This window comes from Eikenella sp. HMSC071B05, assembly GCF_001811325.1.
GTDB lineage: Bacteria > Pseudomonadota > Gammaproteobacteria > Burkholderiales > Neisseriaceae > Eikenella > Eikenella corrodens.
In genome coordinates this window covers 20805-44807 of record NZ_KV804544.1, presented here as the reverse complement: position 1 = coordinate 44807, position 24003 = coordinate 20805, and the positions used below count along the sequence as shown (strand labels likewise).

Genomic DNA, 24003 nt, shown 5'->3' with positions numbered 1-24003 from the left:
AAGTGCCAACGAAGTTAAACCCGGCTCTGCACTATTTTCAGGTAGCCTTTTGTTTATCCATCCACTCTAAACCATCATCCCAGCAATAGCAGGCGACTAAGCGGCAAGCCGTAGGCAGCATACCCGTATAGTGAATTAAATTTAAATCAGGACAAGGCGGCGAGCCAACGCTGTACTGGTTTAAATTTAATTCACTATACAACAAGGCCAAGCCGCACCCTACTCCTTGGGAACAACCAGAAAGGCTACCTGAAACCATGCGTGCCGTTATTCAAAAAGTCAGCCATGCCCACATCGCCGCCGCCGATGCGCCCGATGCACCGTTCAGCCAAATCCCCCACGGCCTGTGCGTGCTGCTCGGTGTGGGCGGCGAAGACAGCGAGGCCGACGCCCGCTATATCGCCGACAAAATCGCCCACCTGCGCATCTTTGAAGACGAAGCCGGCAAACTCAATCTGTCGGTGAAAGATACCGGCGGCGAAGTGCTGCTGGTATCGCAATTCACCCTCTACGGCGACGCCCGCAACGGCCGCCGCCCCTCCTTCAGCCAAGCCGCCCGCCCCGAACAGGCCGAAGCGCTGTATCAGCAAGTAGCCGCCCTCTTGCGCGGCCACGGCGTGAACGTGGCCGAAGGCCGCTTCCGCACCCATATGCTGGTCAGCCTGTGCAACGACGGGCCGGTAACCATTTTGCTGGATTCGCAAAAAACGTTTTAAATCGGCACGATAAAGGCTACCTGAAAACTACGGCTGCTTTTCGGCGGTTTCCAAACTCTAAACAGCCTGTAGTTTTCAGGTAGCCTTTATTAGAGTTAATGCCGGGCCTCAATTCAGCCTACGTTTGCCGACATGATTGAGGTATCATTTATTATTGCTCATAATCGAGCAAGGAAATTTTTAAATGAATATGGAGATGTGAAATGATTCACGAACAGACCAAGATATTAAATCAATTAGCAAGTTATTTGCATAATGGGACTAGTTTAGAATATGACACAGCATATTTGGAATATAGATTCAATCCAGAAGAGAAATGGTATTCAGTTATTTCATGGTATGAAAAAGATGGGAAAAACTTCCCAGCCGAAGAGAGTGAGTTTGATTTTATCTGCAGCAATTCTATAAAGTTATGCCAAGATTTACATGAAATTATGTTTAATAAAACTGGTGGAGACTGGCGAAAGTTTGTTTTAACGCTTAATAGCGAAGGAGAGTCCAATACCCAGTTTATATATGACAAACAATCTCGACTTGATAGTTTTTAGTAAGCATCGGGCGTGTGCAGTACGAGCACAGTTTCAGGCTACCTGAAAAACTGCATGACAGCCGCATATCGAATTCTTGAATCCGACATCTCACTTAGAAAAACACACGGCGGCATTTCCATGCCGCCGTTTTAATATGCCATTCTGTTTTCAGGTAGCCTGAAACCTGTGCTACTGCGCAGTCTGCGCCACGCCTTCCACAGGCGGCAATTCGCGCATATCGCGCCAGCCGTCGTTGGTTTTCACCAACGTGGCCTGCTCCACCCGCTTCAGCGGCAGGCGTTCTTGCCAGGCTTCGCTGCCGTGGCGTATCAGGCGCTTGCCCCAGCCGTCCATCGTGATGCTGCCTTCATACACCACGCGGGATACAGTAAGCCCGGCGGCGTTGGTGGCCGGCTCGGTGTAGTACTGCACTTTGTCCACATGCTCGCGCCCCAGGCAGAACAGCGGCCCGTTTAGGCCGGCGCGAGTGTGTTTGCGCCCGTTTTCGGTGAGTGCGAACACCAGCGCCACATCGTCATCACCCTCTTTCAAGCGCTCATACAAACCGGCGCTCTCCAAAGCCCGCATCTGCTTGACGGCTGCTTCATTGATGCGTTTATCTTCCACATCACGGCGCGGCAGCACAATCCGCTCCGAGCCCAGCAGCGGCGCAGCTCCATCGGCATCCAAAGCCAGCGGCAGGCACACTTCATTTGCCGCCGCATAGCGCGCCAGCACATCCCGAAACTGCCCTTTGCCTGCTTCCTGCGCGCCGCAACCGGCCAGCAGCCCGGCAGCCAAGGCCGCCCACATCCAATGTTTCATAAATTCTCCACAATCAAATATATCCCGGCACAGCCCATGCCATGCCATGACAAAAAAACATCCTACCCGTACAATGGCGGGCGTTTCAATCGGCAAGGATTATACACAATAATGACCACCCTCTACGGCATCCCCAACTGCGCCACCGTGAAAAAAGCCCGCGCCTGGCTAGACGAAAAACAAGTGCCCCACGCCTTCGTTAATTTCAAAACCGAAGCCCCCGCGCCCGAGCAGCTCTCCCGCTGGCTCGATGCCGTTGGCGCAGACATTCTCATCAACCGCAAAGGCACCACCTGGCGCAAACTCAGCCCGGCCGAGCAAGCTGCCGCCGACAGCCGCGAAGGTGCCATCGACCTGATGCAGGCACAGCCCTCCGTGATCAAACGCCCCGTGCTCGAACACCAAGGCCGCGTCCACATCGGCTTTTCCCCCGAACGCTATTCCGAAATCTTCGCCTAAACCATGAACCAAACCATTTTTATCGCCGATCTCCATCTCTCCGAGCACAGCCCCGAGCTCACCGAACTCTTCCTGCGCCAGCTGCACCACTGGCAAAACACCGCCGATGCCCTCTACATCCTAGGCGACCTGTTCGACGCCTGGGTGGGCGACGACGACCGCACCCCCTTCACCGACCACATCGCCGACGAATTAAAAGCTTTCGCCCAACACAAACCCGTATATTTCATCCCCGGCAACCGCGATTTCCTGCTCGGCCAAGATTTTGCCCGCCGCAGCGGTATGACTCTGCTGCCCGAGCAGCATCCGCTTACCCTCTACGGCCGCCGATACCTCATCACCCACGGCGACGAACTCTGCACCGCCGACCTACCCTATATGCAGTTCCGCGCCCAATCGCGCCAGCCCCAATGGCAGGCCGCCATCCTCGCCAAACCTCTGGCCGAACGCCGCCTGCTGGCACAGCAAATCCGCCAGATGAGCGAACGCGGCAAAGCCGAAAACGGCAAAAGCGCCGTTTCCGACGTAACCGAAGAAGCAGTATCCGCCCTGATGGCGCAACACCCCGGCGCCGACCTCATCCACGGCCACACCCACCGCCCGGCTACCCACCAACACACCCTGCCTGGCGGCCAAAACTTCACCCGCTTCGTGCTGCAAGACTGGTATGGCAAAGAAGGCGGCTGCCTCATCGTATCGCCCGAAGGCGTGAGTACACAGCATCTGGCCTTAGATTAGCCAAGCTTGTTCAATAACATTTTCAGGTAACCTTTCCACCGATTAGGAAGGCTACCTGAAAATCTAACAGGCTACCTGAAACCCCTATCCGCAATGTCGCAGATTATTTCAGGTAGCCTGTGTTAATACCGCTGATAGGGATGGGATAAAACCCAACCCAACAAAATTTCAGTCCACCGCACACCCATCTTCCACAAAATCCTCCAGCTCCATGGCAACCTCGCTTAAATTTCTGTTGCACGGGTTGGAAAAACCCCGCCGCCCGTTTACAATGGCACACTCTCATTTTTCTTTTTGGAGTCTTGCCCCATGTTGCATTTCCCACTCGCCGCCGCGGCCCAGCCCGACCTGATGAGTACCATTCAGAGCTTCCTCCCGCTGATTTTCCTCTTCGCCATGCTCTACTTCATGATTCTCCGGCCGAAACAGCGTGACGAGAAGCGCCGCCGCGAGATGCTCAGCGAACTGAAAAAAGGCGACAAAGTGATGACCGGCGCCGGCATGCTCGGCAGAGTTTCCAAAATCGGCGAAGAAATCATCGGCCTAGAAGTTGCCCCCGACACCGTGGTCGATTTCCACCGCGACGCCATCATCAAAAAGCTCGACAACTAACCTTTTCCTACGGCGCAGCAGCCGCATTCCGGCCAGGCTGCCCGTTTTCCGTTTCTGAAAGCCCGTTATGAACCGTTATCCGCTTTGGAAATACCTGCTGATTGGGCTGGTTATCGTTGTATCTGCCATCTACGCCCTGCCCAACCTCTACGGCGAAACCCCGGCCGTGCAGGTTTCCACCAACCGCCAGTCGATCCACATCGACCAAACCACCGAACAAGCCGTGGCAGAGGCGCTGAAGGCAGCCAACATCCAGCACAACGGCATATTTATTGCCGACGGCAGCCTGCGTGTGCGCCTGCCCAATGAAGAGTTGCAGAGCAAAGCCCGCGACGTGATCGAGCAGAAATTGGGCGACAACTACATCATCGCCCTCAACCTGATTGCCAATACGCCCGACTGGATGACCAAACTCGGCGCCAACCCGATGTTCCTCGGCCTCGACCTGCGCGGCGGCGTGCACTTTACCATGCGCGTGGACATGCACGCGGCAGTGGACAAAACCTTCGACCGCATCTCCGGCGACTTCCGCCGCCAGCTGCGTAAAGACAAAATCCGTACCGGCAATATGCACCGCAGCGGCGACACGCTGATTGTGCCCTTCCAAGATGCGGCCACCCTGCAGGCTGCCCTGCCCAAGCTGAAAGAAACCGCACCAGATGCGGAATTGAAGGCTGACGGCAACAACTTAGTGGTGAGCCTGCCCGAGACCACCCAAACCCAAATCCGCGATGCCGCCGTGAAGCAGAATATTAATACCCTGCACAACCGCGTGAACGAATTGGGCGTAGCCGAGCCGATTATTCAGCAGGCCGGCCCCGACCGCATCGTGGTGCAACTGCCCGGTGTGCAAGATACCGCCAAAGCCAAAGACATCATCGGCCGCACCGCCACGCTGGAAGTACGCATGGTGGCCGACGACCCCGCGCTGCTGCAACAGGCCGAAGCCGGTACCGTACCGGCCGGCTATGAATTGCTGCCCACTGCCGAAGGCGGCCAGCTGTTGGTAAGCAAACAGGTGGAATTCACCGGCGACAACATCAACGATGCCCAAGCCGGCTTTACCCACGACAACCGCCCATCGGTAAACCTGAAGCTCGACAACGCCGGCACCAGCATTTTCGCCGACCTGACCCGCAACAACGTCGGCCGCCGCACCGCCATGATCCTGATCGACCAAGGCAAAGCCGAAATCGTTACCGCGCCGACCATCAACGAACCGATTCCCGGCGGCAATGTGCAGATTTCAGGTAGCATGAACGTAGCCGAAGCCAACGACACCGCGCTGCTGCTGCGCGCCGGCTCGCTGGCCGCGCCGATGGAAATCATCGAAGAGCGCACCATCGGCCCGTCTATGGGTAAGGAAAATATCCAAAAAGGTTTCCACTCCACGCTGTGGGGCTTCTTGGTTGTGGCTGCCTTTATGGTGGTGTACTACCGCCTGTTCGGCGTCTTCTCCGTGCTGGCGCTCACGGCCAACCTGTTGTTCCTGGTTGCGATTTTATCGCTGCTGCAAGCCACGCTCACCCTGCCCGGCATTGCGGCTATTGCGCTTACGCTCGGTATGGCCATCGACTCCAACGTGCTGATTAACGAGCGTATCCGCGAAGAGCTACGCGACGGCATCAGCCCGCAACAGGCCATCAGCGAAGGCTACCGCCACGCTTGGGACACCATTGTCGATTCCAACATCACCTCGCTGATTGCCGGTATTGCCCTCTTGGTGTTCGGTTCCGGCGCGGTGCGCGGTTTTGCCGTGGTGCACTGTATCGGCATTCTCACTTCCATGTTCTCATCCGTGGTGGTTTCCCGTACCTTCGTCAACTTATGGTATGGCCGCCGCCGCAAACTGAGTAATTTGTCCATCGGCATCACCCTGCCTACCGCCAAGGAGCAATAAGATGGATTTCTTCCACCGTTTGAAACACGACATCCCGTTCATGAGCTACGGCAAAATCACCACCCTGATTTCGCTGATTACCTTTATCGCCGCCGTGTTCTTCCTCGTCACCAAAGGGCTCAACTACTCGGTTGAATTCACCGGCGGCACCGTTATCGAAGTGCAATACGCCAAAGAAGGCGCCGATCCCAACCAAGTGCGCACGCGCCTGAACGAACTCAAAATGGGCGAAGCCCAAGTGCAAAGCTTGGGCACCAACAAGCAGCTGATGATCCGCCTGCCCAACCGCCAAGACATGACCTCCGCCCAGCTCTCCAACAACGTATTGGAACTGCTGCGCAAAGACCATGCCGACGCCAGCCTGCGCAAGGTTGAATTCATCGGCCCGCAGGTGGGCGAAGAGCTGGTTACCCACGGCCTGTTGGCCTTGGGCATGGTAGTAGTCGGCATCATCATCTACCTCTCCGTGCGCTTCGAATGGCGCTTCGCCGTATCCGCCATCATCGCCAATATGCACGACGTGGTGGTGATTCTCGGCTGCTTTGCCCTGTTTCAATGGGAATTTTCGCTCACCGTGCTGGCCGGCATCCTGGCCGTGCTCGGCTATTCGGTGAACGAATCGGTGGTGGTGTTCGACCGTATCCGCGAAAACATCCACAAACCCGCCATGCGCGGCAAAACCATCCCGCAGATTATAGACAACGCCATCACCGCCACCATGAGTCGTACCATCATCACCCACGGCTCTACCGAAGCCATGGTGGTGTCTATGTTGGTATTTGGCGGCGCCGCCCTGCACGGCTTTGCCATCGCGCTCACCATCGGTATCGTGTTCGGCATCTACTCCTCTGTACTGGTGGCCAGCCCGCTGCTCCTCTTCTTCGGCCTCACCCGCGAAAACATCCACAAGCCGCAAAAGCAGAAAGAAGAAGCCGTGGTATAAGTAGCTGCTCATTCCGACAGGCATCAAAACGGCATAGGCTACCTGAAAACGCCTATGCCGTTTTATATGGACTGTTTTTGTGCTGCCTTGCCCTGATGCAGATTCAAACTATAGTAAATTGGCAGCGATAACCAACCGAATCACAGCACATACGTACTTCCTCGGCATAACAAAAGGCTACCTGAAACCCCAGTAGATTTTCAGGTAGCCTTTGCTGCAAATAGCATCTGGTAGTGACAGCATATGGCTCATCCAAAGCAGTAAACCACCAAAGCTATCGCAATAATGCCAATGCAATACAAAAGGCTACCGAAGAATGCAACGCAGCGTGGTTTCTGCGAAGCTAAACTTTCAGGTAGCCTTCATTCAAACTAATGTGACTATAGTATTTATTTGAATTGCGAAGCAGTAGCTGCATGTTGCACACATTCAGCCTGTGCTCCCAACCAGCCGGCAGCCAAAGAACAACCATTCTGTTCCAGCCAAAAATAGCCACCACCAGCCACCAAAGCCACAGCCAGACGCACCCCGAGGTTGGTACCGAATGTATCTACCAAATACATCATCACTGCGGCCCACACCCATACTAAACCCCATTGCAGAGCCCAAACTGTATCCGGATCTGGAACTTTCCATTGCATAAAGCCATTCCCCACAATAGCGATAATGGCAAAAAACAGCCCTTCCAGCAAAACGCTCGGCTCGCGCTCGCCCATCCAAAGGCACCAAAACCCCAATACAAACGCCATCAACATCTTTGTTTTCCCTTTCCAGCGGTGTTGCTTCCAAATTTCACTATTTATCGATGCCCCAACAATCTGCCAACTGGCAAACCATCGGGTTAAATTATCCGCGTATTTTACCCTTATATACAAATTCCTGACAATTCCTAAATTCCATTATCCATCGGCTTACAAACCACATTGTGCCATTTCAGGCAAACACATCGGTTTCGCCTCCGGCATTTGCCGAAAGTACGGACAAATAATTCATTTGGATACCCAATAAACAGCAACCATTTACTTCTTTCATCTATAATACAACCACACTCACCATTGAGACCGCCCACCATGAGCATCTACGCCCTCAAACCCAAATTCCAAAATCTGCTGCGCCCGTTGGTGCAGCGGCTGTATCAGAAAGGCGTAACAGCCAATCAGGTAACCGTGTTCGCTTGTGCGGTATCGATTGCGCTTGGGTTGTTGTTATCCTGCTTGGCGAACCTTCCGGCGTTATTTTGGCTGATGCCCGTGTGGCTGTTTCTGCGCATGGCGCTGAACGCGGTGGACGGTATGTTGGCACGTGAGTTTGGCCAACAATCAGCCTTGGGCGGCTACCTAAACGAGATCACCGACGTAGCCGCCGATGCCGCGCTGTATCTGCCTTTTGCCTTTATCGCCCCTTTCGGCGGCGTGCAAATCGCCCTGTTTATTTGGCTGGCGGCCATGACGGAATTTTGCGGCGTGCTGGGGCAGGTGCATGGCAACGGGCGGCGTTACGACGGCCCGTTCGGCAAGAGCGACCGCGCGTTCTTCATCGGCGCGCTGGCGGTGTGGTATGCGGCAGTAGGCAGTTTTCATATCGCTTTCTACGCCCTGATGTGGCTGGCCTGTGCGGCACTGGCTTACACCTGCTATCGGCGCATCATCAACGGCCTAAAGGCTACCTGAAAATCCAATCATGAAAAAAGTATTCAATGCGTGGACGGTGTTTTTGCTGCTACTTATCGCTATCTACACTTATCGCTTCGCCGGGATAACCGGTTGGCACAGCAAAGGGTTGTGGTTGGGCGCCGCCATCTGCGTGGGCTTGGTCTTCTTAGATGCCTATTTAGAAGCCGTGCGGGAAAGCGGGCAACACAGCCGCTTTGAACGCTGCGTTACCAAAATCTGGGCTTGGTTTGCCGTGGCTTTTTTCAGCACCGCCGCACTCGCCTTTGCCGGGGCAACCGTTTGGTTGCTGGTGATGGCCGTGCAGTCTATCCCGCGTTCGATTCCGGCCGCCGTGCTGATGTTTATGCTATCCTTCGCAACCGCCCTGTTTGTGATGGTGATGCTGAAACATCTTCAAAGGAATTTGAATTATTGATTTTTCAGGTAGCCTCCCATACGGGCTACCTGAAAGCCACCCAATAAAATTAAAATCGGTCAACATTTATCCCCACACATCAACCCTATGCAAAAATCCTTCCCCATCATCCCCCTCTTCCTCGCCGTTTTCATTGCCGCACTCATCGTCTGGTCGGGCATCAACCCGTCCGACCGCGCCGTTTGGTATGCCGAAATCATCCCCGTGTCCGCCGTATTTATCGCGCTCATTGCCACTTACCGCCTGTTCCGCTTTAGCAACCTGGCCTATGTGTTCATGAGCTTCTGGCTGATTATGCACACCATCGGCGCACACTACACCTTCGCCGACGTGCCCTTCGATTGGGCCAACCGCCTGCTTGCTCCATTTTTAGGCGAAGGGCGCAACCATTTCGACCGCGTCGGCCACTACATTATCGGCTTCTACGCCTATCCGATGGCCGAATGGCTGCTGCGTCGCAAACTCTGCCGTGTGCCGATTGCCTTGTTCTTTTCCCTGTTCTTCATCATGAGCGTGGCAGCGGCTTACGAAATCATCGAATGGCAATATGCCGTGATTGACGGCGGCCAGGCCGGCATAGAAGTGCTCGGCTCACAAGGCGATATTTGGGACGCGCAAAAAGATATGCTCTCCGACACGCTGGGCGCGCTCACTTCCTTATTCATTTTCCTGTTTACCCGCCCGGACAAACGTTTGGGCAGCCAATCTTAACTGTTAAAGGCTACCTGAAAACGCACCCAACCAATTTTCAGGTAGCCTCTTTAAAATGTATCTCACCGAGGAGTACACATATGCAGGAACAGCAAAAACACTTCACCACCCAAGACGGCACTTCGCTTTTCTACCGCTACCGCCCCGCTGCCGACGGTTCGGCCGATAAAGCCATCGTGCTGTTCCATCGCGGCCACGAGCATTCCGGCCGGATGATGTTTGTTGCCGACGAACTCGGTTTCGACGATTTTGCCTATTTCGCATGGGATGCGCGCGGTCATGGCCACAGCCCCGGCGAACGCGGCGACAGCCCCAGTATCGGCACTTCCGTTGCCGATGTGGACGACTTTATCCGCCACATCCAAAGCGAATACGGCATCAAGCCTGAAAACATCTGCGTGATCGCGCAAAGCGTCGGCGCGGTATTGGTGTCCACTTGGCTGCACGACTACGCGCCGAAAATCCGTTGCGCCGTATTGGCATCGCCCGCATTCAAAGTCAAACTCTACGTTCCTTTTGCCCGCACCGGCCTGAAAATCATGCAGAAATGGCGCGGCAATTTCTTTGTAAACAGCTACGTCAAAGCGCACTACCTGACCCACAATAAAGAACGCCAAGACAGCTTCAATCAAGACCCGCTGATTACCCGCGCCATTTCCGTGCGCATCCTGCTCGGCCTGTACGAAGCCGCCGAACGCGTGGTCGCCGACGCGCAAGCCATTACCACGCCCGTACAGCTTCTGATTTCCGGCAGCGACTGGGTGGTTTGGCACAAACCGCAACACGATTTCTACAACCGCTTGGGCAGCCGCATCAAAGAACGCCATATCCTGCCCGGCTTCTATCACGACACCTTGGGCGAGCAAAACCGTGAAATCGCCTTTGTTGAAATGCGCCGCTTTATCCGCCAGCGTTTCGACAACCCACCCCTACCGGTTGATCTGACCCAAGAGCACCTACACGGCGACAGCCGCCGTGAAGCCGACGAACTGGCCACACCTTTACCCATCTGGTCGCCGCGCAGCGCATTTTGGGCGGTTTACCGTGCCTCCCTCGACCTTGGCGCGCGCTGGAGCGAAGGTTTGAAAATCGGCAAGGAAACCGGCTATGACTCCGGCAGTACGCTGGATTATGTGTACCGCAACCAGCCGCAGGGCAGCAACGCCTTTGGTGTGGCGGTGGACAAACATTATCTCAACGCCATCGGCTGGCGCGGTATCCGCCAGCGTAAAATCAATATCGGCAAAGCGATTCAGACGGCCTCTGCCAAGCTGCACGAAGCGAGCAAACCGGTACACGTTCTCGATATTGCCTCGGGGCACGGCCGCTATGTGCTTGACGCGCTGACTGCCGACACGTTGCCCGATTCCGTGCGCCTGCGCGATTACAGCCCGATTAACGTCAAAGCCGGACGTAAGCTGATTGCCGAACGCGGCCTGCAAGACACGGTTACCTTCGACGAAGTCAATGCCTACGACCGCGCCAATTATCAGGATTTGCAGCCCCGTCCTACGCTGGGCATCGTTTCCGGCCTGCACGAATTGTTTGCCGACAACGATTTGATTTTGAACTCGCTCTACGGCTTCGGCGATGCGATTGAAACGGGCGGCTACCTGATTTACACCGGACAGCCGTGGCATCCGCAGCTCGAAATGATTGCACGCGCGCTGACCAGCCACAAAGCGGGCAGCCCGAACTGGGTGATGCGCCGCCGCAGCCAGCGGGAAATGGATCAATTGGTTGAGCAAGCCGGTTTTGAAAAAATCCGCCAATGGATAGACGAATACGGTATTTTCACCGTGAGCCTGGCGGTGAAGAAATAAAATAAGAAAAGGCCGCCTGAAAATCAGACGGCCTTTTATCAAAAAATCTTAGTTGTTGGCGTTCACAGGTGAGCAGTTTTTCACCACGAAACGGCCGCCAGGAGCGGTCAAGCCCACTACGTCGGAAGTGGTGTGGGTGTTTTTGTCGATGTAGCCGGCAGACAGAGAGTAGCCGCGACGGTTGGTAAAGGTAGTACCGGTGCTGTCGGACTGTCTTCTGTTATAAGCCAGGTTTACCTGCGTACCGGCGGCGTTAACCGCAGCGCTTACCGGCTTGCCTTGGCGGTTGAACTCATACAGCACGTTCAACTGTTTGCCGTTGTCGCAAGAATAAGAAACCATGCCGGCGGGTGCAGCCGCAGCACTCAGGGAAACGGCAGCCAGCGCAGCCGCAGTAACAACAGATAATAGTTTCATAATGGTTATGACTCCTAATTGAGCATCAAGAAATTTTTCAGGTAGCCTCAAAGCTGCCCGAGCTGCTCTGATGCAAATGAATAATCTGCCTGGCAGCGGGCGCTATTGTATTCCTCCGGCAAGAATATGCAACTAACATCATAGTAAAATAATATTATACTTCCGATATGGAAATTTAACTTACTTTCTGCCACCACATCAGCATGCCTTGTATTGAAAGCGGATTTTATCTGATTTGCACCGAACGTTTACAATTCCCGCCATGAAACCCACCCTGCAAACCTCACTGTTCAAGCTTGCTTTGGTCGGCGCGCTGTTCTACACCAGCTACGGCCTGTCCAACCATTACGCGGCATCGCTGGCCTATGTGCCGGAAGTCGCTTTCGCGTGGGAACATAGCATCCCCTTTTGGGCGTGGACGATTGTGCCGTATTGGTCGTTGAATCTGATGTATGCGGCGGCATTTTTTCTTTGCCGAGATGCGGGCGAACAAAACCGCTACATCGCAAGGCTGGTGGCGGCACAAATCGTCGCCACTGTTTGCTTCATGCTGTTTCCGCTGCATTTCAGCTGGCTGAAACCGCCCACCAGCGGGCTGTCGGGCTGGCTGTTTGATTCGTTGGTAGCGTTTGATTTGCCGTACAACCAAGCACCGTCGCTGCATATTGCATTGGCGGTTATCATTGGTGCGTTTTATTGGACGCGCTTCCCCAAAATCCGTGTGCCGCTGTTGTTGTGGCAAAGCCTGATTGCCTTGTCGGTGCTGACGACTTACCAACACCATTTTATCGACGTGCCGACCGGTGCTCTGCTGGGCTGGCTGGTGCTATGGGCCATACCACAACACGGCGTATCGCCGTTCAAGAGACGAGATTTGTTTGTAGTACCGCCAGCTGAGCAAACAGGCTACCTGAAAACGGCATCTTGCGAAGTAAGACTAAGTTCCGGTAAAGCTAAAACTTCCCCTGAAACACGTTCTCGCGAAATCCAAATCACCATGCTGTATCTGGCGGGCGCGGTATTGTCGGCACTGCCATCCTTGTTCGGCGGCGCGTGGTTGTGGACTTTGTGGGTTAGCGTATCGCTATCGGTAGGCGCCTTCGCCTATCTGACCGGCAATGTGGCGGTATTCCAAAAACAGGCAGACGGCAGGCTGTCGGCGGCGGCAACGATTTTGCTGCTGCCTTATCTGGTGGGTGTGCGGTTGAACATGGCGTACTGGCTGCACGGCAAGGCGAAGACGGCGCGGGTTCGTGATGATGTGTGGATTGGCAGCGTATCAGCAATTTCAGACGGCCTCCCCGCCGTATTGGACGTATGCGCCGAGTACCCCCGCCCACGCTATCGCGGCGCATACCGTGTTCTGCCGCTATTGGATATGGTTGCGCCGTCTGAAAACGATTTGGTGCAGGCGGCTTTGCTGCTGGAAGCATTGCGCCGGCAACACGGCAAGGTTCTGACCTGTTGCGCGCTGGGCTACGGGCGCAGCGCAGCGGTGGTGCTTACTTGGCTGCTGGTTTACGGCGGTTGCCGGGATTTGGCGCAAGCAACGGCGGAGTTGAAACAGGCCCGCCCGCAGATGGTGCTGCCGCCGGAAACGGCCAAGGCAGTAGAAGCTGCAGCAGGCTACCTGAAAAACTTCGGTGCAGATCAAAAGGGAAACCCATGAACACGACACCAGCAACCGACAGCCTGATTACCGCCCGCCTGCTCGCCACCGCCCGCTATATCGCCGTATTCAATGCCTTGCTGCTGGTTTTGTCCGCACAACGTGGCGGCGCGTGGGCGGCAGTGCAGCTGATTTTGGCTGTAGCGCTGTTATACTGCCACATCCGCATCGAGTTCGACCGCCGCGTGTTCCAAGATTTCGCCGAAGGGCGCTACACGCCCGAAGCCTTCGACCAAACTTTGCGGCAAACCAGCTTGCGCCGCGTTGCAGACAGCCGCGATATGCCGCAACGTGTATCGGGCGCACTCGCCTTATGGCGCAAAAGCTTGTATCTAACCGCTGCACAATCATCAATATTCCTGACCCAACTCCTCTGATGCCATGAAAAACTTTCTTAAAAAACAACTTGCCTGGCTAACCGACCAAGCATTGTATCTGTCGGTATCCTTCCTCACCGGCGTCCAACCCAAAAGCTCGCGCGAGTTGGCGTTCAACCCGCAGCAGAAAGTGTATTACGCCAATCACGGCAGCCACGGTGATTTTTTGTTGGTGTGGATTTCCCTGCCGCGCCGCTGGCGGCTTTCGACGCGCCCCGTTGCCGGTTCGGATTACTGGCTGACCAACAAACTCAAACGCTTCATCATCCAAAACGTCTTCAACGCGCTGTTGATTCCGCGCCACAGCGACAATCCGCAGGCGATTACCGAGCAGATGAACCACGCACTTCAAGCGGGTGATTCGCTGATTATCTTCCCCGAAGGTACACGCAACACGGACGAAAACGAAATTCTGCTTCCGTTCAAATCAGGCATTTACCACCTAGCCAAAAGCAAACCGGATACCGAATTTGTGCCGATATGGATAGACAACATCAACCGCGTCCTGCCCAAAGGCAAAGTGCTGCCCGTGCCGTTGTTGTGCGAAGTCCACATCGGCGAACCGCTGACTCTGCGCGAAGATGAAGACAAAGAAGCCTTCCTCGTCCGCACTCGCGAAGCCCTGCTGGCTTTGAGGCCGTCTGAAAGCGAACGGAGCGAACTTCGTCAAATCAAGGGCAACGAGGTTCGCCCAACCGGACACGCTGAACCGCACCAGAACACAGGAGAAGCATCATGAGCTTTGCCAACACATCCAGCCAAATCATTACCGAACAAACCGCCGCCCATCTCACCCCGCAGGCGAGCTATATCTTTACCGGCGTATTTGCCGTATTGATTTTTGCCAGCATCATCGGGCAATGGCTGAAACGTAAAAACGGCGCAGGCAATGCCACCATCGCCAACCTCAACGCCCGCATCTACGCTTGGTGGCTGATGACGCTGGTGCTGCTGGCCGCTTTCTGGTTTGGCAAAACCGGCACGGTGGTGTTGTTTTTCCTGATTTCGTTCGCCGCCCTGCGCGAATTCATGACCCTTGTTTATCGCCGCCGCAGCGATTATTACAGCATGGTCACCTGCTTCTACCTGCTGCTGCCGGTGCAATATTATTTTGTTTATGACGGCTGGTACGGCATGTTCAGCATTTTCATTCCCGTTTACGGCTTTCTGGTGTTGCCGATTATCGCCAGCCTGAGCGGCCAAACCGCCCATTTCCTCGAACGCGCCGCCAAAACGCAATGGATGGCGATGATCTGCATCTTCTGCCTGTCCCATGTGCCCGCTCTGATGTTCCTAAACTTAGACGGCTTCGACAGCAGCGGCAATATCCTGCTGCTGATTTTCCTGATCGGCGTGGTACAGGCTTCAGACGTGTTGCAATACGTTTGGGGCAAATTGGTGGGCGGTGCCAAAATCATGCCCTCGCTTTCCCCGTCTAAAACCGTATCCGGCACGGTGGGCGGCATTTTGTCTGCCACCGCGCTTGCCGCATTGATGTCGCCGATTACCCCATTTAGCCACGGCCAGGCTGCCGCCATCGGGTTCACCATTTGCCTGATGGGCTTCTCCGGCGGGCTGGTGATGTCGGCCATCAAGCGCGACTACGGCGTGAAAGACTGGGGCAACATGATCCGTGGCCATGGCGGCATGCTCGACCGCGTGGACTCCATCTGCTTTGCCGCACCGATTTTCTTCCACATCGTCCGCTACTATTGGCACGGCTAACGGCAAGTAAAAAGCGATACCAGGCTACCTGAAAAAAGTTTCATAGCACATTATGCTTGCAATGCACCCATTTCTGCTTGAAATAGAATAATTTTGATTAAATAAAATATAAAATAGCCAAATATTTATTAGGGCGCGTTTTGATTTACGTTAAAATGCGCCTTTTTTTTCGTGAAGGACGCCTCACCAGGCGGGAATTTTATGTCTGAACACCACGCACACGCTTCAACTTGGAAAAGCCGCATCAACGCGCTGGGCCCCGGAATCATGATGGCCTCGGCAGCGGTGGGCGGCTCACACCTGATTGCCTCCACCCAGGCCGGCGCGCTCTACGGCTGGCAGTTGGCGCTGATCATTATCCTCACCAACCTGTTTAAATACCCGTTTTTCCGCTTCAGCGCACACTACACGCTGGACATGGGCAAAAGCCTGATTGAAGGCTATGCCGAGAAAAGCCGCTTTTATTTGTGGGTGTTCCTGATTTTGTGCGTGGCATCGGCCACGATTAACGCCGGCGCAGTGGCCATCGTAACCGCCGCCATCGTCAAAATGGCGATTCCTTCGCTAACGTTGGATGTAGGCGCAATCTCCGCGCTGATTATGGCCTCCTGCCTGATTATCCTCGCCAGCGGGCGCTACAAGGCTTTGGATAATGTTTCCAAAATCATCATCGTGAGCCTTACCATCGCCACCGTGGCCGCAGCCGCCATCGCCATGTCGCGCGGCATGCAGATGAAGCCCGACTTTATCGAGCCTACCCCGTGGACATTCACCGCCTTGGGCTTCCTCATCGCACTGATGGGCTGGATGCCGGCGCCGATTGAAATTTCGGCCATCAATTCGCTGTGGGTAACCGAAAAACAACGGCTTAATCCTTCCAGCTACCGCGACGGCATTTTCGATTTCAACGTCGGCTACATCACCAGCGCGGTGCTGGCCGTGGTGTTCCTCGCCTTGGGTGCATATGTGCAATACGGCAATGGCGAAGAAGTGCAGATGGCGGGCGGCAAATACGTGAGCCAGCTGATCAATATGTATGCTGTTACCATTGGCAGCTGGTCGAAACCGCTGGTGGCCTTCATCGCCTTCGCCTGCATGTATGGCACTACGATTACCGTGGTAGACGGCTATGCACGCGCCATCGCCGAACCCATCCGCCTGCTGCGCGGTAAAGACAAAACCGGTAATATCGAGCTCTTTGCCTGGAATACTTGGGTGGCCGGCTCCGGATTGGCAGTGATTTTCTGGTTCAACAGCGCCATGGCCGAACTACTCAAATTCGCCATGATCACCGCCTTCCTCTCCGCCCCCGTGTTTGCCTGGCTCAACTACCGCCTCGTGAAAGGCGACGAACGCCATAAGCTCACCGCCGGCATGAACTTCCTCGCCATCATCGGCCTCATCTACCTCACCGGGTTTACCCTGCTGTTCCTGCTAAACTTGAGCGGCCTGTTGGATCCGCTGAAGTAAACATCATCCGTCAAGCAAAAGGCTACCTGAAATTTTTCAGGTAGCCTTTTATTCCAATCCATATCCCCATAATGGGTTCTACATTAGAGCGTACACCACCAAGCATACGCCCTACCCCCGCTGCCAGCCCTTACACCTCAAATGCACCATGGCCAACGAACGTATTTCATACAGCGCCTCGGTAGCCGTTTCAAATTCAGTGAGCAGACCATACTCAGCTGCGGAGAACGGCGGGGAATCGTTCCAAGAGCCCATGCCGCCGAACACATGGGTTTGCTCGCACACCAGCTGCAAGCGTTCGCACTCCGGCAGCGATTCGTTTGCCAAGGTCTGCAGTGCCCGATCGAAAAAAGCCTGCTTCCAATGTTGCTCGCCAATCGCTTCGGCAAGTTGGGCAATATCGGTTAATGCTTGGTCAAAACGCCGTAACAACTCTGGCTCGGTCATGTGCTTTTTCCTGATTGCTGCAAATAGTGGCCAGCCGAACAATCATCTGTGCATAGCCAATCATCGGCATAATCGCCCAGCCTGCCGACCAAATAAAAGGCTACCTGAAAAGCTCGGCTGCGTTTGCAACCGGTTTTTCAGGTAGCCTCTGGCATACCAATCTTACTTACTCTTTATGCTGCAAGGCAGCTTTCACAAACGAGGTGAACAGCGGATGCCCTTTACGCGGAGTGGAAGTGAATTCGGGGTGGAACTGGCTGGCGAAGAACCAAGGATGCGCGCCCTGCGGCAACTCGATGGTTTCCACCAAACGTTCGCGCCCGCCGGATACGCCGCTGATGACCAGCCCGGCCTTTTCCAGCGCCGGTACGAAATGGTTGTTTACTTCATAGCGGTGGCGGTGGCGTTCTTTGATGTTGGTGCTGCCGTAGATGGCGGCGGCCAGGCTGCCGTCGGCGAGCGCCACTTCCTGCGCGCCCAAACGCATGGTGCCGCCCAAATCGGCGTGTTCGTCGCGTTTTTCCACCGCGCCGTCAGCGGTTTGCCATTCATCAATCAGCGCCACCACGGGATAGGGCGTTTTCAAATCAAATTCGGTGGAGTTGGCGCCTTCCATACCGGCCATGTGGCGGGCAAACTCGATGAGCGCAATCTGCATACCGAGGCAGATGCCCAAATAGGGCACTTTGTTTTCGCGGGCATAGCGGGCGGCGGCGATTTTGCCTTCCACACCGCGCACGCCGAAACCGCCGGGCACCAGGATGGCATCGAAGTTTTTCAAGCAGTCCGTGCCTTCGGTTTCGATGTTTTCACTGTCGATATAGGTGATGCACACTTTGGTTTCGGTGTGGATGCCGGCGTGCTTCAGGGCTTCGCTGAGCGATTTGTAGGATTCGGTCAGATCCACATATTTGCCCACCATGGCGATGTGTACGGTGTGCTTCGGATGCTCGATGGCATGCACGATTTTGCGCCATTCGGTGAGGTCGGCCTGCTGGATATTGAGCTGGAGCTGCTCGCAAATGGCATCGTCGATGCCCTGGCCGTGCAGCATTTCGGGGATTTTATAGATGCTGTCGGCATCATAGCAGCCGATTACGGCGCGCTCTTCCACGTTGCAGAACAAGGCGATTTTGCGCCGCTCTTCTTCAGGCAGCAGCCTGTCCATACGGCAAATAAGCACGTCGGGCTGGATGCCGATTTCGCGCAATTCTTTCACCGAATGCTGAGTGGGCTTGGTTTTGATTTCGCCGGCGGCGGCGATGTAGGGGACGTAGCTTAAGTGGACGAACAGGGTGTTGGCGCGGCCGAGCTGGCTGCGCATCTGGCGGATGGCTTCCAAAAACGGCAGCGATTCGATGTCGCCCACCGTGCCGCCGATTTCCACAATGGCCACGTCTTTATTGGCCGCGCCTTCGTGGATGCGGCGTTTGATTTCGTCGGTGATGTGCGGAATCACCTGCACCGTGCCGCCCAGATAGTCGCCGCGGCGCTCTTTGGCAATCACGTTTTCATACACCTGCCCGGCGCTGAAGCTGTTGGCACGGGTGAGCTTGGCGTCGATGAAACGTTCGTAGTGGCCGAGGTCGAGGTCGGTTTCCGCGCCGTCTTCGGTCACAAATACCTCGCCATGCTGGAAAGGGCTCATCGTGCCGGGATCCACGTTGATATACGGATCCAGCTTAAGCATGGTTACATTCAGCCCGCGCGATTCGAGGATGGCGGCAATAGAAGCGGCGGCGATACCTTTCCCTAAGGAAGATACCACGCCGCCGGTTACGAAAATAAATTTGGTCATGATGCAATGCCCGATTTGGAAAGCGTAATTTTACCCCGTTTCCCGCAAAAGCAAAAGCGCGGGGATTTTCGGTTTTCAGGTAGCCTTTACTCGGGCAGGCTACCTGAAAACCGCACACCAACAAAGTGCAAAGCCTGATCCGCCGCCCTTTCAAAGCCCTGAATGCTATGCGATAATACGCCCGAATTTCAACTAAAAAATTTCCGCACCATGCAAGGCAATATTTTTGTTATTTCCGCCGCCTCAGGCACAGGCAAAACCACGCTGATCGCCCGGCTGCTGCAGCACCATTCCGACATCCGCGTATCCGTTTCCCATACCACCCGCGCCCCGCGCCGCGGCGAGGAAAACGGCAAACACTACCACTTCGTCAGCGTGCCCGAATTCGAACGCATGATTGAAGAAGGCCAATTCGTGGAATACGCCAAAGTGTACGGCAACTACTACGGCACCAGCACCCAAAGCCTGGAAAGCCTCACCCGCCAAGGCGTCGACGTTATCCTCGAAATTGACACCCAAGGCGCGGAACAAATCCGCCGCCTGCTGCCGCAGGCCTACAGCATCTTCATCGCCCCGCCCTCCTTGGCCACTTTGGAGCAGCGCCTGCGCCAGCGCGCCGCCGACGCCCCGCAAGTGATTGCCGTGCGGCTGGCCGAAGCACGCAACGAAATCGAGCAGGCCCGCCTGTTCGACTATTTGGTGGTGAACGACGACCTCACTGCCGCCGAAGCCGCCTTGTTGTACATCATCAAATCCCAGCGTTGCCGTTTGGAAAACCAAATTCCCTTCCTCACCGAACTGCTCGGCAGCGGCAACAACGCTTAATTTTATTTTTCAGGTAGCCTCCGGCTGCCCGCAGGCCACCTGAAAACATTTATCCCATTAATTCACCACATATAAGGAACACATCATGGCACGTATTACCGTAGAAGACTGCATCACCCGCATCCCCAACCACTTCAATCTCACCCTGGCCGCCGCCTACCGCGCCCGCCAGCTGGCCAACGGTTCTATGCCGCTGGTGGACGACATCCGCAACAACAAACCCACCGTAACCGCCCTGCGCGAAATCGCCGCCGGCCAAATCGGCGAAGAAATCCTCTCCCGCAGCAAGTAACCATGATTGCCCCCAGCGCCGATTATGCCGCCCCCGTTGCCGCCTGGCGTGAGCACCTGTTTGCCCAAACAGGCTACCTGAAAAAAATGGAACGCTGGGCCTTGCTCGAAGCCGCCTGCGTTTACATTCACGACACCGCCGCCAAGCAGGGGCAGCCCGAGCGGCTCGAACGCGCCTTCCGCCTCACCGCCGCGCTGGCTGAGGAAAAACAGCGCGTGCACGCCCTGTGCGCGGTGCTGGTGCAAATTGCCATGGAAGACCTCGGCACACAGGCCGACCCTGCCTTTTTGCAGCCCACGTTCGGCGAAGTGTGCACTGAAATCGTCGCCCATATCCACACAGATACCGAAGCCGGCCAAGAAGCCCAGCTCACCCAGTGCCGCCGGCAAATCAACGAGGTATACCACCTCATCATCGAACGCAGCCGCCAATCCCTGCTGCGCGCCGCAGGCTACCTGAAAACCGAAGACCAAAGCCTGCTCAACCGCGCCTGCGATTTCGGCATCCGCGCCCACCAAAACCAATTCCGCAACAGCGGCGTACCCTACATCACCCACCCCATGGCCGTGGCCCAGCAGCTGGCCGAATGGCATATCGACGCCCAAGGCCTGTGCGCCGGCGTGCTGCACGACGTGCTTGAAGACACCGGCACGAGCAAAGAAGAGCTGGCCGCCGAATTCGGTCAGGCCATTGCCGATATGGTGGACGGCCTCTCCAAGCTGGAAAAACTCGAATACGACAGCCAGGCCGAGCATCAGGCCGAGAGCTTCCGCAAGCTCATCATGGCGATGACCAAAGACATCCGCGTCATCATCGTCAAGCTCTCCGACCGCCTGCACAATATGCGCACGCTGGATGCCAAAAAGCCCGACAGCCGCCGCCGCATCGCCCGCGAAACGTTGGAAATCTACGCCCAGCTCGCCAACCGCATCGGCCTCAACCATGCCTACCGCGAGCTGCAAGACCTCTCTTTCAAATACCTGCTGCCCAACCGCTACGCCGTGCTCGAGCGCGCCCGCCAAGCCAGCCGCCGCAACCGCCGCGACGTGGTGGGCAAAGTATTGAGTGCCTTCAGCCAGCGGCTGGTAAGCGCCAACATCGAAGCCAAAATCCGCGGCCGCGAAAAAAACCTCTACAGCATCTACAAGAAAATGCAGGACAAAAAACTGCATTTCTCCGAAGTGATGGATATTTACGGCTTCCGCGTCATCGTTAACAACATCCCCGCCTGCTACGCCGCCCTCGGCGCGCTGCACAGCCTCTATAAGCCCAAGCCCGGCCACATCAAAGACTACATCGCCATCCCCAAGGCCAACGGCTACCAAAGCCTGCATACCACCCTGGTCGGTCCCTTCGGCCTGCCCATCGAAGTGCAAATCCGCACCCGCGAAATGGATAAGGTGGCCGAAGAAGGTGTAGCCAGCCACCTGCTCTACAAAAACCCCGCCACCGACCCGGCCGCCCAACGCACCCACCAATGGTTGCAAAACATCCTCGATTTCCAAGCCCAGGGCGATAACGCCATCGAATTCCTTGAGCATGTGAAGGTGGATTTGTTCCCGCGAGAAGTGTATGTATTCACGCCGAAAGGTAAAATCCTCGTGCTGCCCGAAGGCGCCACGCCCGTGGATTTCGCCTATGCCGTGCACACCGACATCGGCCACCGCTGCATTGCCGCCCGTGTCAACAACAACATGGTTGCCCTGCGCACCCGCCTGCGCACCGGCGACAGCGTGGAAATCATCACTTCCAACACCGCCCGCCCCAATCCGGCCTGGCTCAACTTCGTGATTTCCGGCCGCGCCCGCAGTGCCATCCGCAACAAACTCAAAAACATCGACCGCGGCGATGCCGTGTGCCTGGGCGAGCAGCTGCTGCAACGCGCCCTCACCGCCCTGCTGCCCCAAGAACTCCTGCTCTCCGAAGACCTCAAGCAAAGCTATCTCGACGACCTCAGCCGCAAAAACACCAGCTTCGAAGACATCCTCTACGACGTGGGCATGGGCAGGCTTGCCCCCGTATCCGTGGCCATGCACATTGCCGAAATCGCCGGCCGCCAGCCCGAGAGCAACGGCGTGAAAATAGCCCCCATCAGCGTGGGCAGCAGCGACAGCGGCCGCGTCCAACTCGCTTCCTGCTGCCACCCCATCCCCGGCGACAGCATCAAAGCCCTGCTCGTGAAAGACCACGGCCTCATCATCCACCGCGACACCTGCCCCAACACCCTCAAAGCCCCGCCCGAGCAACAACTGGATGCCAACTGGGAAGGTATCGAGCAAAAGAAAACCTACCACACCAGCATCACCGTATCCGCCAAACGCGCCCACGGCCTGCTCGCCGCCATGGCACAAGCCGTATCCGGGCATGGCGCCGACATCGAATCGGTCGACACCCTCAGCTCCGCCCAGGAAAACAGCGAAGGCTTCATCGAATTCAGCTTCCGCCTGCAAATATCCAACCTCGAGCAGCTGGAGCAAATCATCAGCGCCCTATATGCCATTTCGCAGGTGCGCAAAGTGCAGCGCCAATGAAAACGGGATTTCTGTTCCTGTAGCAGCGAGCAACGCAGCAGCTGCAGGGCATCCCGCTTTCAGCCCACGCCGCCATGCTTTAAACCATATCAATAAACGACACACATCATGGCCAAAAAATTTCCCATTTTCCCCAAACACCCCGAACGCATCTGCTGGGGCTGCGACAAATACTGCCGCACCGAAGATCTGCAATGCGGCAACGGCTGCGAGCGCATCCAACACCCCATCGAAACCGACGGCCCCGAATGGTATAAACACGGCGACTGGAGCAACCTGCTCAGCGACGAGCAGCAAATCGAACTCGGCCTCAAAACCGCCCCTGAGCCCCCCCCGGAAGCGCCGGCCAAACCTGCCAAACCTCATATCAAACTGCCGCTCAAGCAGCATTAGCCCACATGTTTTCAGGTAGCCTTTCCAGAACAACAAAGGCTACCTGAAACTTGTCTCCATCAACCGATCCACCCAACAAAAATACCGCCGGGCTTTCCGGCGGTATTTTCAATACAGCTGCAATCGTGCTTATTCACTTTTAGCGTCTTCGATATCTTCAGCAATATCTTTTTCCAGCTGGCTGATCAAAGCATCGCACTCCTGTTTACGCTGTTCGGGAGTGGTCTTCATCATGTTTTCCTGGATGTTGCGCATGTTCTGGCGCAGGGGAGCGTAGATATCGGCAAATTCTTTGCGACGTTGCTCGTCTTTCACGCTAGCCAGGTATTCTTCGATTTTGTTTTCCCAAGGCTGGCACCAGTGGTCGCCAGCAGCTGCAGCGGCAGAAGCATCAGATGCAGCGGCAGCCGGAGCAGAAGCAGCAGGTGCGGAAGCAGCCGGAGCAGAAGCGGCGGAAGCGGCAGAGGCATCAGATGCAGCAGCCGGAGCGGGGTTGTCACCGCAAGCGGTCAAAGCGAAGGCGGCGATCAAAGCGGCGAATACGGATGTTTTCTTCATGGTTGGATCCTTATATAAAGTTGAAGGGAAGTGTCTACTATAGTAAATGAACAAAAAACGACACTGCGTTGATCCGCCGTGCTAGCACTGCTTAGCACTACCTCGGCGCACCGCTTTGTCTCGGTTTTCATTCATTCACTATAAAAGAATGTGTTT

General features: G+C 55.7%; 26 protein-coding genes. 20 read left to right on the top strand and 6 right to left on the bottom strand.

The features are described 5' to 3' along the window. The first annotated feature begins 257 nt into the window (after window positions 1-257). Both dtd and HMPREF2796_RS03905 read left to right on the top strand, forming a co-directional pair. Window positions 258-716 (top strand): D-aminoacyl-tRNA deacylase, encoded by a 459-nt coding sequence (dtd, locus tag HMPREF2796_RS03910; protein ID WP_064088848.1) that lies wholly within the window; start codon window positions 258-260, stop codon window positions 714-716. 203 nt (window positions 717-919) lie between these two features. Continuing rightward, window positions 920-1264, top strand: coding sequence for a hypothetical protein (locus tag HMPREF2796_RS03905; RefSeq protein ID WP_070631145.1), 345 nt, complete (start codon window positions 920-922; stop codon window positions 1262-1264). 171 nt (window positions 1265-1435) lie between these two features. On the opposite strand, the gene HMPREF2796_RS03900 is transcribed toward HMPREF2796_RS03905, so the two are convergent. Further along, entirely contained in the window at window positions 1436-2071 is a 636-nt protein-coding gene (locus HMPREF2796_RS03900; RefSeq protein ID WP_070631142.1) for a hypothetical protein, read from the bottom strand. A 111-nt stretch (window positions 2072-2182) separates the two neighbouring features. Between HMPREF2796_RS03900 and HMPREF2796_RS03895 the strand changes: the two genes are divergently transcribed. The 5 genes from HMPREF2796_RS03895 to secF all read left to right on the top strand — a co-directional run bounded on the left by HMPREF2796_RS03895 (window position 2183) and on the right by secF (window position 6723). Further along, window positions 2183-2530, top strand: a complete 348-nt coding sequence (locus HMPREF2796_RS03895) for an arsenate reductase (protein ID WP_070631141.1) — start codon at window positions 2183-2185, stop codon at window positions 2528-2530. A gap of 3 nt (window positions 2531-2533) precedes the next feature. Continuing rightward, on the top strand, window positions 2534-3268 hold the full coding sequence (locus HMPREF2796_RS03890; RefSeq protein WP_070631139.1) for a UDP-2,3-diacylglucosamine diphosphatase: 735 nt from the start codon (window positions 2534-2536) through the stop codon (window positions 3266-3268). 309 nt (window positions 3269-3577) lie between these two features. After that, the gene (yajC, locus tag HMPREF2796_RS03885) at window positions 3578-3880 is read left to right on the top strand and encodes a preprotein translocase subunit YajC (RefSeq protein ID WP_070631137.1); all 303 of its coding nucleotides are present in this window, start codon (window positions 3578-3580) and stop codon (window positions 3878-3880) included. Window positions 3881-3947: 67 nt separating this feature from the next. After that, window positions 3948-5780: a protein translocase subunit SecD gene (secD, locus tag HMPREF2796_RS03880; protein ID WP_070631135.1), complete on the top strand. Its 1833-nt coding sequence runs from the start codon at window positions 3948-3950 to the stop codon at window positions 5778-5780. Between the two features lies 1 nt (window position 5781). Next, a complete protein-coding gene (gene secF / locus HMPREF2796_RS03875) occupies window positions 5782-6723 on the top strand; it encodes a protein translocase subunit SecF (protein WP_070631132.1) in 942 nt (313 codons plus the stop codon). 389 nt (window positions 6724-7112) lie between these two features. Here secF and HMPREF2796_RS03870 read toward each other — a convergent pair whose 3' ends face one another. Then, window positions 7113-7598, bottom strand: a complete 486-nt coding sequence (locus tag HMPREF2796_RS03870) for a diacylglyceryl transferase (protein WP_246826860.1) — start codon at window positions 7596-7598, stop codon at window positions 7113-7115. 195 nt (window positions 7599-7793) lie between these two features. Here HMPREF2796_RS03870 and HMPREF2796_RS03865 point away from each other — a divergent pair, with 195 nt between their 5' ends. The 4 genes from HMPREF2796_RS03865 to HMPREF2796_RS03850 all read left to right on the top strand — a co-directional run bounded on the left by HMPREF2796_RS03865 (window position 7794) and on the right by HMPREF2796_RS03850 (window position 11345). Then, entirely contained in the window at window positions 7794-8393 is a 600-nt protein-coding gene (locus tag HMPREF2796_RS03865; protein WP_070631131.1) for a CDP-alcohol phosphatidyltransferase family protein, read from the top strand. 10 nt (window positions 8394-8403) lie between these two features. Then, window positions 8404-8811, top strand: a complete 408-nt coding sequence (locus HMPREF2796_RS03860) for a hypothetical protein (protein WP_070631129.1) — start codon at window positions 8404-8406, stop codon at window positions 8809-8811. Between the two features lie 87 nt (window positions 8812-8898). Then, window positions 8899-9522 (top strand): DUF2238 domain-containing protein, encoded by a 624-nt coding sequence (locus HMPREF2796_RS03855; RefSeq protein ID WP_070631127.1) that lies wholly within the window; start codon window positions 8899-8901, stop codon window positions 9520-9522. Window positions 9523-9602: 80 nt separating this feature from the next. Continuing rightward, window positions 9603-11345: a bifunctional alpha/beta hydrolase/class I SAM-dependent methyltransferase gene (locus HMPREF2796_RS03850; protein WP_070631126.1), complete on the top strand. Its 1743-nt coding sequence runs from the start codon at window positions 9603-9605 to the stop codon at window positions 11343-11345. A gap of 48 nt (window positions 11346-11393) precedes the next feature. On the opposite strand, the gene HMPREF2796_RS03845 is transcribed toward HMPREF2796_RS03850, so the two are convergent. Then, window positions 11394-11762 (bottom strand): ACP-like domain-containing protein, encoded by a 369-nt coding sequence (locus HMPREF2796_RS03845; protein WP_070631124.1) that lies wholly within the window; start codon window positions 11760-11762, stop codon window positions 11394-11396. Between the two features lie 262 nt (window positions 11763-12024). Here HMPREF2796_RS03845 and HMPREF2796_RS03840 point away from each other — a divergent pair, with 262 nt between their 5' ends. The 5 genes from HMPREF2796_RS03840 to HMPREF2796_RS03820 all read left to right on the top strand — a co-directional run bounded on the left by HMPREF2796_RS03840 (window position 12025) and on the right by HMPREF2796_RS03820 (window position 17003). Continuing rightward, window positions 12025-13431: a phosphatase PAP2/dual specificity phosphatase family protein gene (locus HMPREF2796_RS03840; RefSeq protein ID WP_070631122.1), complete on the top strand. Its 1407-nt coding sequence runs from the start codon at window positions 12025-12027 to the stop codon at window positions 13429-13431. Next, window positions 13428-13808: a hypothetical protein gene (locus HMPREF2796_RS03835; protein WP_070631121.1), complete on the top strand. Its 381-nt coding sequence runs from the start codon at window positions 13428-13430 to the stop codon at window positions 13806-13808. Before HMPREF2796_RS03840 ends, HMPREF2796_RS03835 begins: the two co-directional genes overlap by 4 nt. Window positions 13809-13812: 4 nt before the next feature. Next, on the top strand, window positions 13813-14547 hold the full coding sequence (locus HMPREF2796_RS03830) for a lysophospholipid acyltransferase family protein (RefSeq protein WP_070631119.1): 735 nt from the start codon (window positions 13813-13815) through the stop codon (window positions 14545-14547). Continuing rightward, window positions 14544-15533: a phosphatidate cytidylyltransferase gene (locus HMPREF2796_RS03825; RefSeq protein WP_070631117.1), complete on the top strand. Its 990-nt coding sequence runs from the start codon at window positions 14544-14546 to the stop codon at window positions 15531-15533. The genes HMPREF2796_RS03830 and HMPREF2796_RS03825 overlap by 4 nt, the downstream gene beginning before the upstream one ends. Before the next feature lie 201 nt (window positions 15534-15734). Continuing rightward, window positions 15735-17003: an NRAMP family divalent metal transporter gene (locus HMPREF2796_RS03820; RefSeq protein WP_003824858.1), complete on the top strand. Its 1269-nt coding sequence runs from the start codon at window positions 15735-15737 to the stop codon at window positions 17001-17003. Window positions 17004-17114: 111 nt separating this feature from the next. Here the strand turns inward: HMPREF2796_RS03820 and HMPREF2796_RS03815 are convergent, their stop codons facing one another. Continuing rightward, window positions 17115-17450 carry an NADH dehydrogenase gene (locus HMPREF2796_RS03815; protein WP_070631115.1) on the bottom strand — a complete coding sequence of 112 codons (336 nt, stop codon included), beginning with the start codon at window positions 17448-17450 and terminating at the stop codon, window positions 17115-17117. Window positions 17451-17616: 166 nt separating this feature from the next. Continuing rightward, window positions 17617-19248 (bottom strand): CTP synthase, encoded by a 1632-nt coding sequence (locus HMPREF2796_RS03810; RefSeq protein ID WP_070631113.1) that lies wholly within the window; start codon window positions 19246-19248, stop codon window positions 17617-17619. A gap of 210 nt (window positions 19249-19458) precedes the next feature. Here HMPREF2796_RS03810 and gmk point away from each other — a divergent pair, with 210 nt between their 5' ends. The 4 genes from gmk to HMPREF2796_RS03790 all read left to right on the top strand — a co-directional run bounded on the left by gmk (window position 19459) and on the right by HMPREF2796_RS03790 (window position 23289). Continuing rightward, window positions 19459-20073: a guanylate kinase gene (gene gmk, locus HMPREF2796_RS03805; RefSeq protein ID WP_246826859.1), complete on the top strand. Its 615-nt coding sequence runs from the start codon at window positions 19459-19461 to the stop codon at window positions 20071-20073. 85 nt (window positions 20074-20158) lie between these two features. Further along, window positions 20159-20365 carry a DNA-directed RNA polymerase subunit omega gene (rpoZ, locus tag HMPREF2796_RS03800; protein WP_003824851.1) on the top strand — a complete coding sequence of 69 codons (207 nt, stop codon included), beginning with the start codon at window positions 20159-20161 and terminating at the stop codon, window positions 20363-20365. A gap of 2 nt (window positions 20366-20367) precedes the next feature. Next, on the top strand, window positions 20368-22896 hold the full coding sequence (locus tag HMPREF2796_RS03795) for a RelA/SpoT family protein (RefSeq protein WP_246826858.1): 2529 nt from the start codon (window positions 20368-20370) through the stop codon (window positions 22894-22896). A gap of 108 nt (window positions 22897-23004) precedes the next feature. Continuing rightward, window positions 23005-23289 (top strand): DUF3079 domain-containing protein, encoded by a 285-nt coding sequence (locus HMPREF2796_RS03790; protein WP_070631110.1) that lies wholly within the window; start codon window positions 23005-23007, stop codon window positions 23287-23289. Window positions 23290-23418: 129 nt separating this feature from the next. Here the strand turns inward: HMPREF2796_RS03790 and HMPREF2796_RS11495 are convergent, their stop codons facing one another. Then, a complete protein-coding gene (locus HMPREF2796_RS11495) occupies window positions 23419-23847 on the bottom strand; it encodes a hypothetical protein (RefSeq protein ID WP_070631108.1) in 429 nt (142 codons plus the stop codon). Window positions 23848-24003 lie beyond the last annotated feature (156 nt).

What these genes read in the sequence shown, in the direction of transcription:
- HMPREF2796_RS03840 (WP_070631122.1), top strand. Translation starts at nt 12,025, where the DNA reads ATGAAACCCACCCTGCAAACCTCACTGTTCAAGCTTGCTTTGGTCGGC.
- yajC (WP_070631137.1), top strand. Translation starts at nt 3,578, where the DNA reads ATGTTGCATTTCCCACTCGCCGCCGCGGCCCAGCCCGACCTGATGAGT.
- secD (WP_070631135.1), top strand. Translation starts at nt 3,948, where the DNA reads ATGAACCGTTATCCGCTTTGGAAATACCTGCTGATTGGGCTGGTTATC.
- HMPREF2796_RS03790 (WP_070631110.1), top strand. Translation starts at nt 23,005, where the DNA reads ATGGCCAAAAAATTTCCCATTTTCCCCAAACACCCCGAACGCATCTGC.
- HMPREF2796_RS03865 (WP_070631131.1), top strand. Translation starts at nt 7,794, where the DNA reads ATGAGCATCTACGCCCTCAAACCCAAATTCCAAAATCTGCTGCGCCCG.
- HMPREF2796_RS03905 (WP_070631145.1), top strand. Translation starts at nt 920, where the DNA reads ATGATTCACGAACAGACCAAGATATTAAATCAATTAGCAAGTTATTTG.
- HMPREF2796_RS03845 (WP_070631124.1), bottom strand. Translation starts at nt 11,762, where the DNA reads ATGAAACTATTATCTGTTGTTACTGCGGCTGCGCTGGCTGCCGTTTCC.
- gmk (WP_246826859.1), top strand. Translation starts at nt 19,459, where the DNA reads ATGCAAGGCAATATTTTTGTTATTTCCGCCGCCTCAGGCACAGGCAAA.
- HMPREF2796_RS11495 (WP_070631108.1), bottom strand. Translation starts at nt 23,847, where the DNA reads ATGAAGAAAACATCCGTATTCGCCGCTTTGATCGCCGCCTTCGCTTTG.
- HMPREF2796_RS03860 (WP_070631129.1), top strand. Translation starts at nt 8,404, where the DNA reads ATGAAAAAAGTATTCAATGCGTGGACGGTGTTTTTGCTGCTACTTATC.
- HMPREF2796_RS03835 (WP_070631121.1), top strand. Translation starts at nt 13,428, where the DNA reads ATGAACACGACACCAGCAACCGACAGCCTGATTACCGCCCGCCTGCTC.
- HMPREF2796_RS03820 (WP_003824858.1), top strand. Translation starts at nt 15,735, where the DNA reads ATGTCTGAACACCACGCACACGCTTCAACTTGGAAAAGCCGCATCAAC.
- HMPREF2796_RS03825 (WP_070631117.1), top strand. Translation starts at nt 14,544, where the DNA reads ATGAGCTTTGCCAACACATCCAGCCAAATCATTACCGAACAAACCGCC.
- HMPREF2796_RS03890 (WP_070631139.1), top strand. Translation starts at nt 2,534, where the DNA reads ATGAACCAAACCATTTTTATCGCCGATCTCCATCTCTCCGAGCACAGC.
- HMPREF2796_RS03795 (WP_246826858.1), top strand. Translation starts at nt 20,368, where the DNA reads ATGATTGCCCCCAGCGCCGATTATGCCGCCCCCGTTGCCGCCTGGCGT.
- HMPREF2796_RS03830 (WP_070631119.1), top strand. Translation starts at nt 13,813, where the DNA reads ATGAAAAACTTTCTTAAAAAACAACTTGCCTGGCTAACCGACCAAGCA.
- HMPREF2796_RS03900 (WP_070631142.1), bottom strand. Translation starts at nt 2,071, where the DNA reads ATGAAACATTGGATGTGGGCGGCCTTGGCTGCCGGGCTGCTGGCCGGT.
- dtd (WP_064088848.1), top strand. Translation starts at nt 258, where the DNA reads ATGCGTGCCGTTATTCAAAAAGTCAGCCATGCCCACATCGCCGCCGCC.
- secF (WP_070631132.1), top strand. Translation starts at nt 5,782, where the DNA reads ATGGATTTCTTCCACCGTTTGAAACACGACATCCCGTTCATGAGCTAC.
- HMPREF2796_RS03895 (WP_070631141.1), top strand. Translation starts at nt 2,183, where the DNA reads ATGACCACCCTCTACGGCATCCCCAACTGCGCCACCGTGAAAAAAGCC.
- HMPREF2796_RS03855 (WP_070631127.1), top strand. Translation starts at nt 8,899, where the DNA reads ATGCAAAAATCCTTCCCCATCATCCCCCTCTTCCTCGCCGTTTTCATT.
- HMPREF2796_RS03850 (WP_070631126.1), top strand. Translation starts at nt 9,603, where the DNA reads ATGCAGGAACAGCAAAAACACTTCACCACCCAAGACGGCACTTCGCTT.
- HMPREF2796_RS03810 (WP_070631113.1), bottom strand. Translation starts at nt 19,248, where the DNA reads ATGACCAAATTTATTTTCGTAACCGGCGGCGTGGTATCTTCCTTAGGG.
- rpoZ (WP_003824851.1), top strand. Translation starts at nt 20,159, where the DNA reads ATGGCACGTATTACCGTAGAAGACTGCATCACCCGCATCCCCAACCAC.
- HMPREF2796_RS03815 (WP_070631115.1), bottom strand. Translation starts at nt 17,450, where the DNA reads ATGACCGAGCCAGAGTTGTTACGGCGTTTTGACCAAGCATTAACCGAT.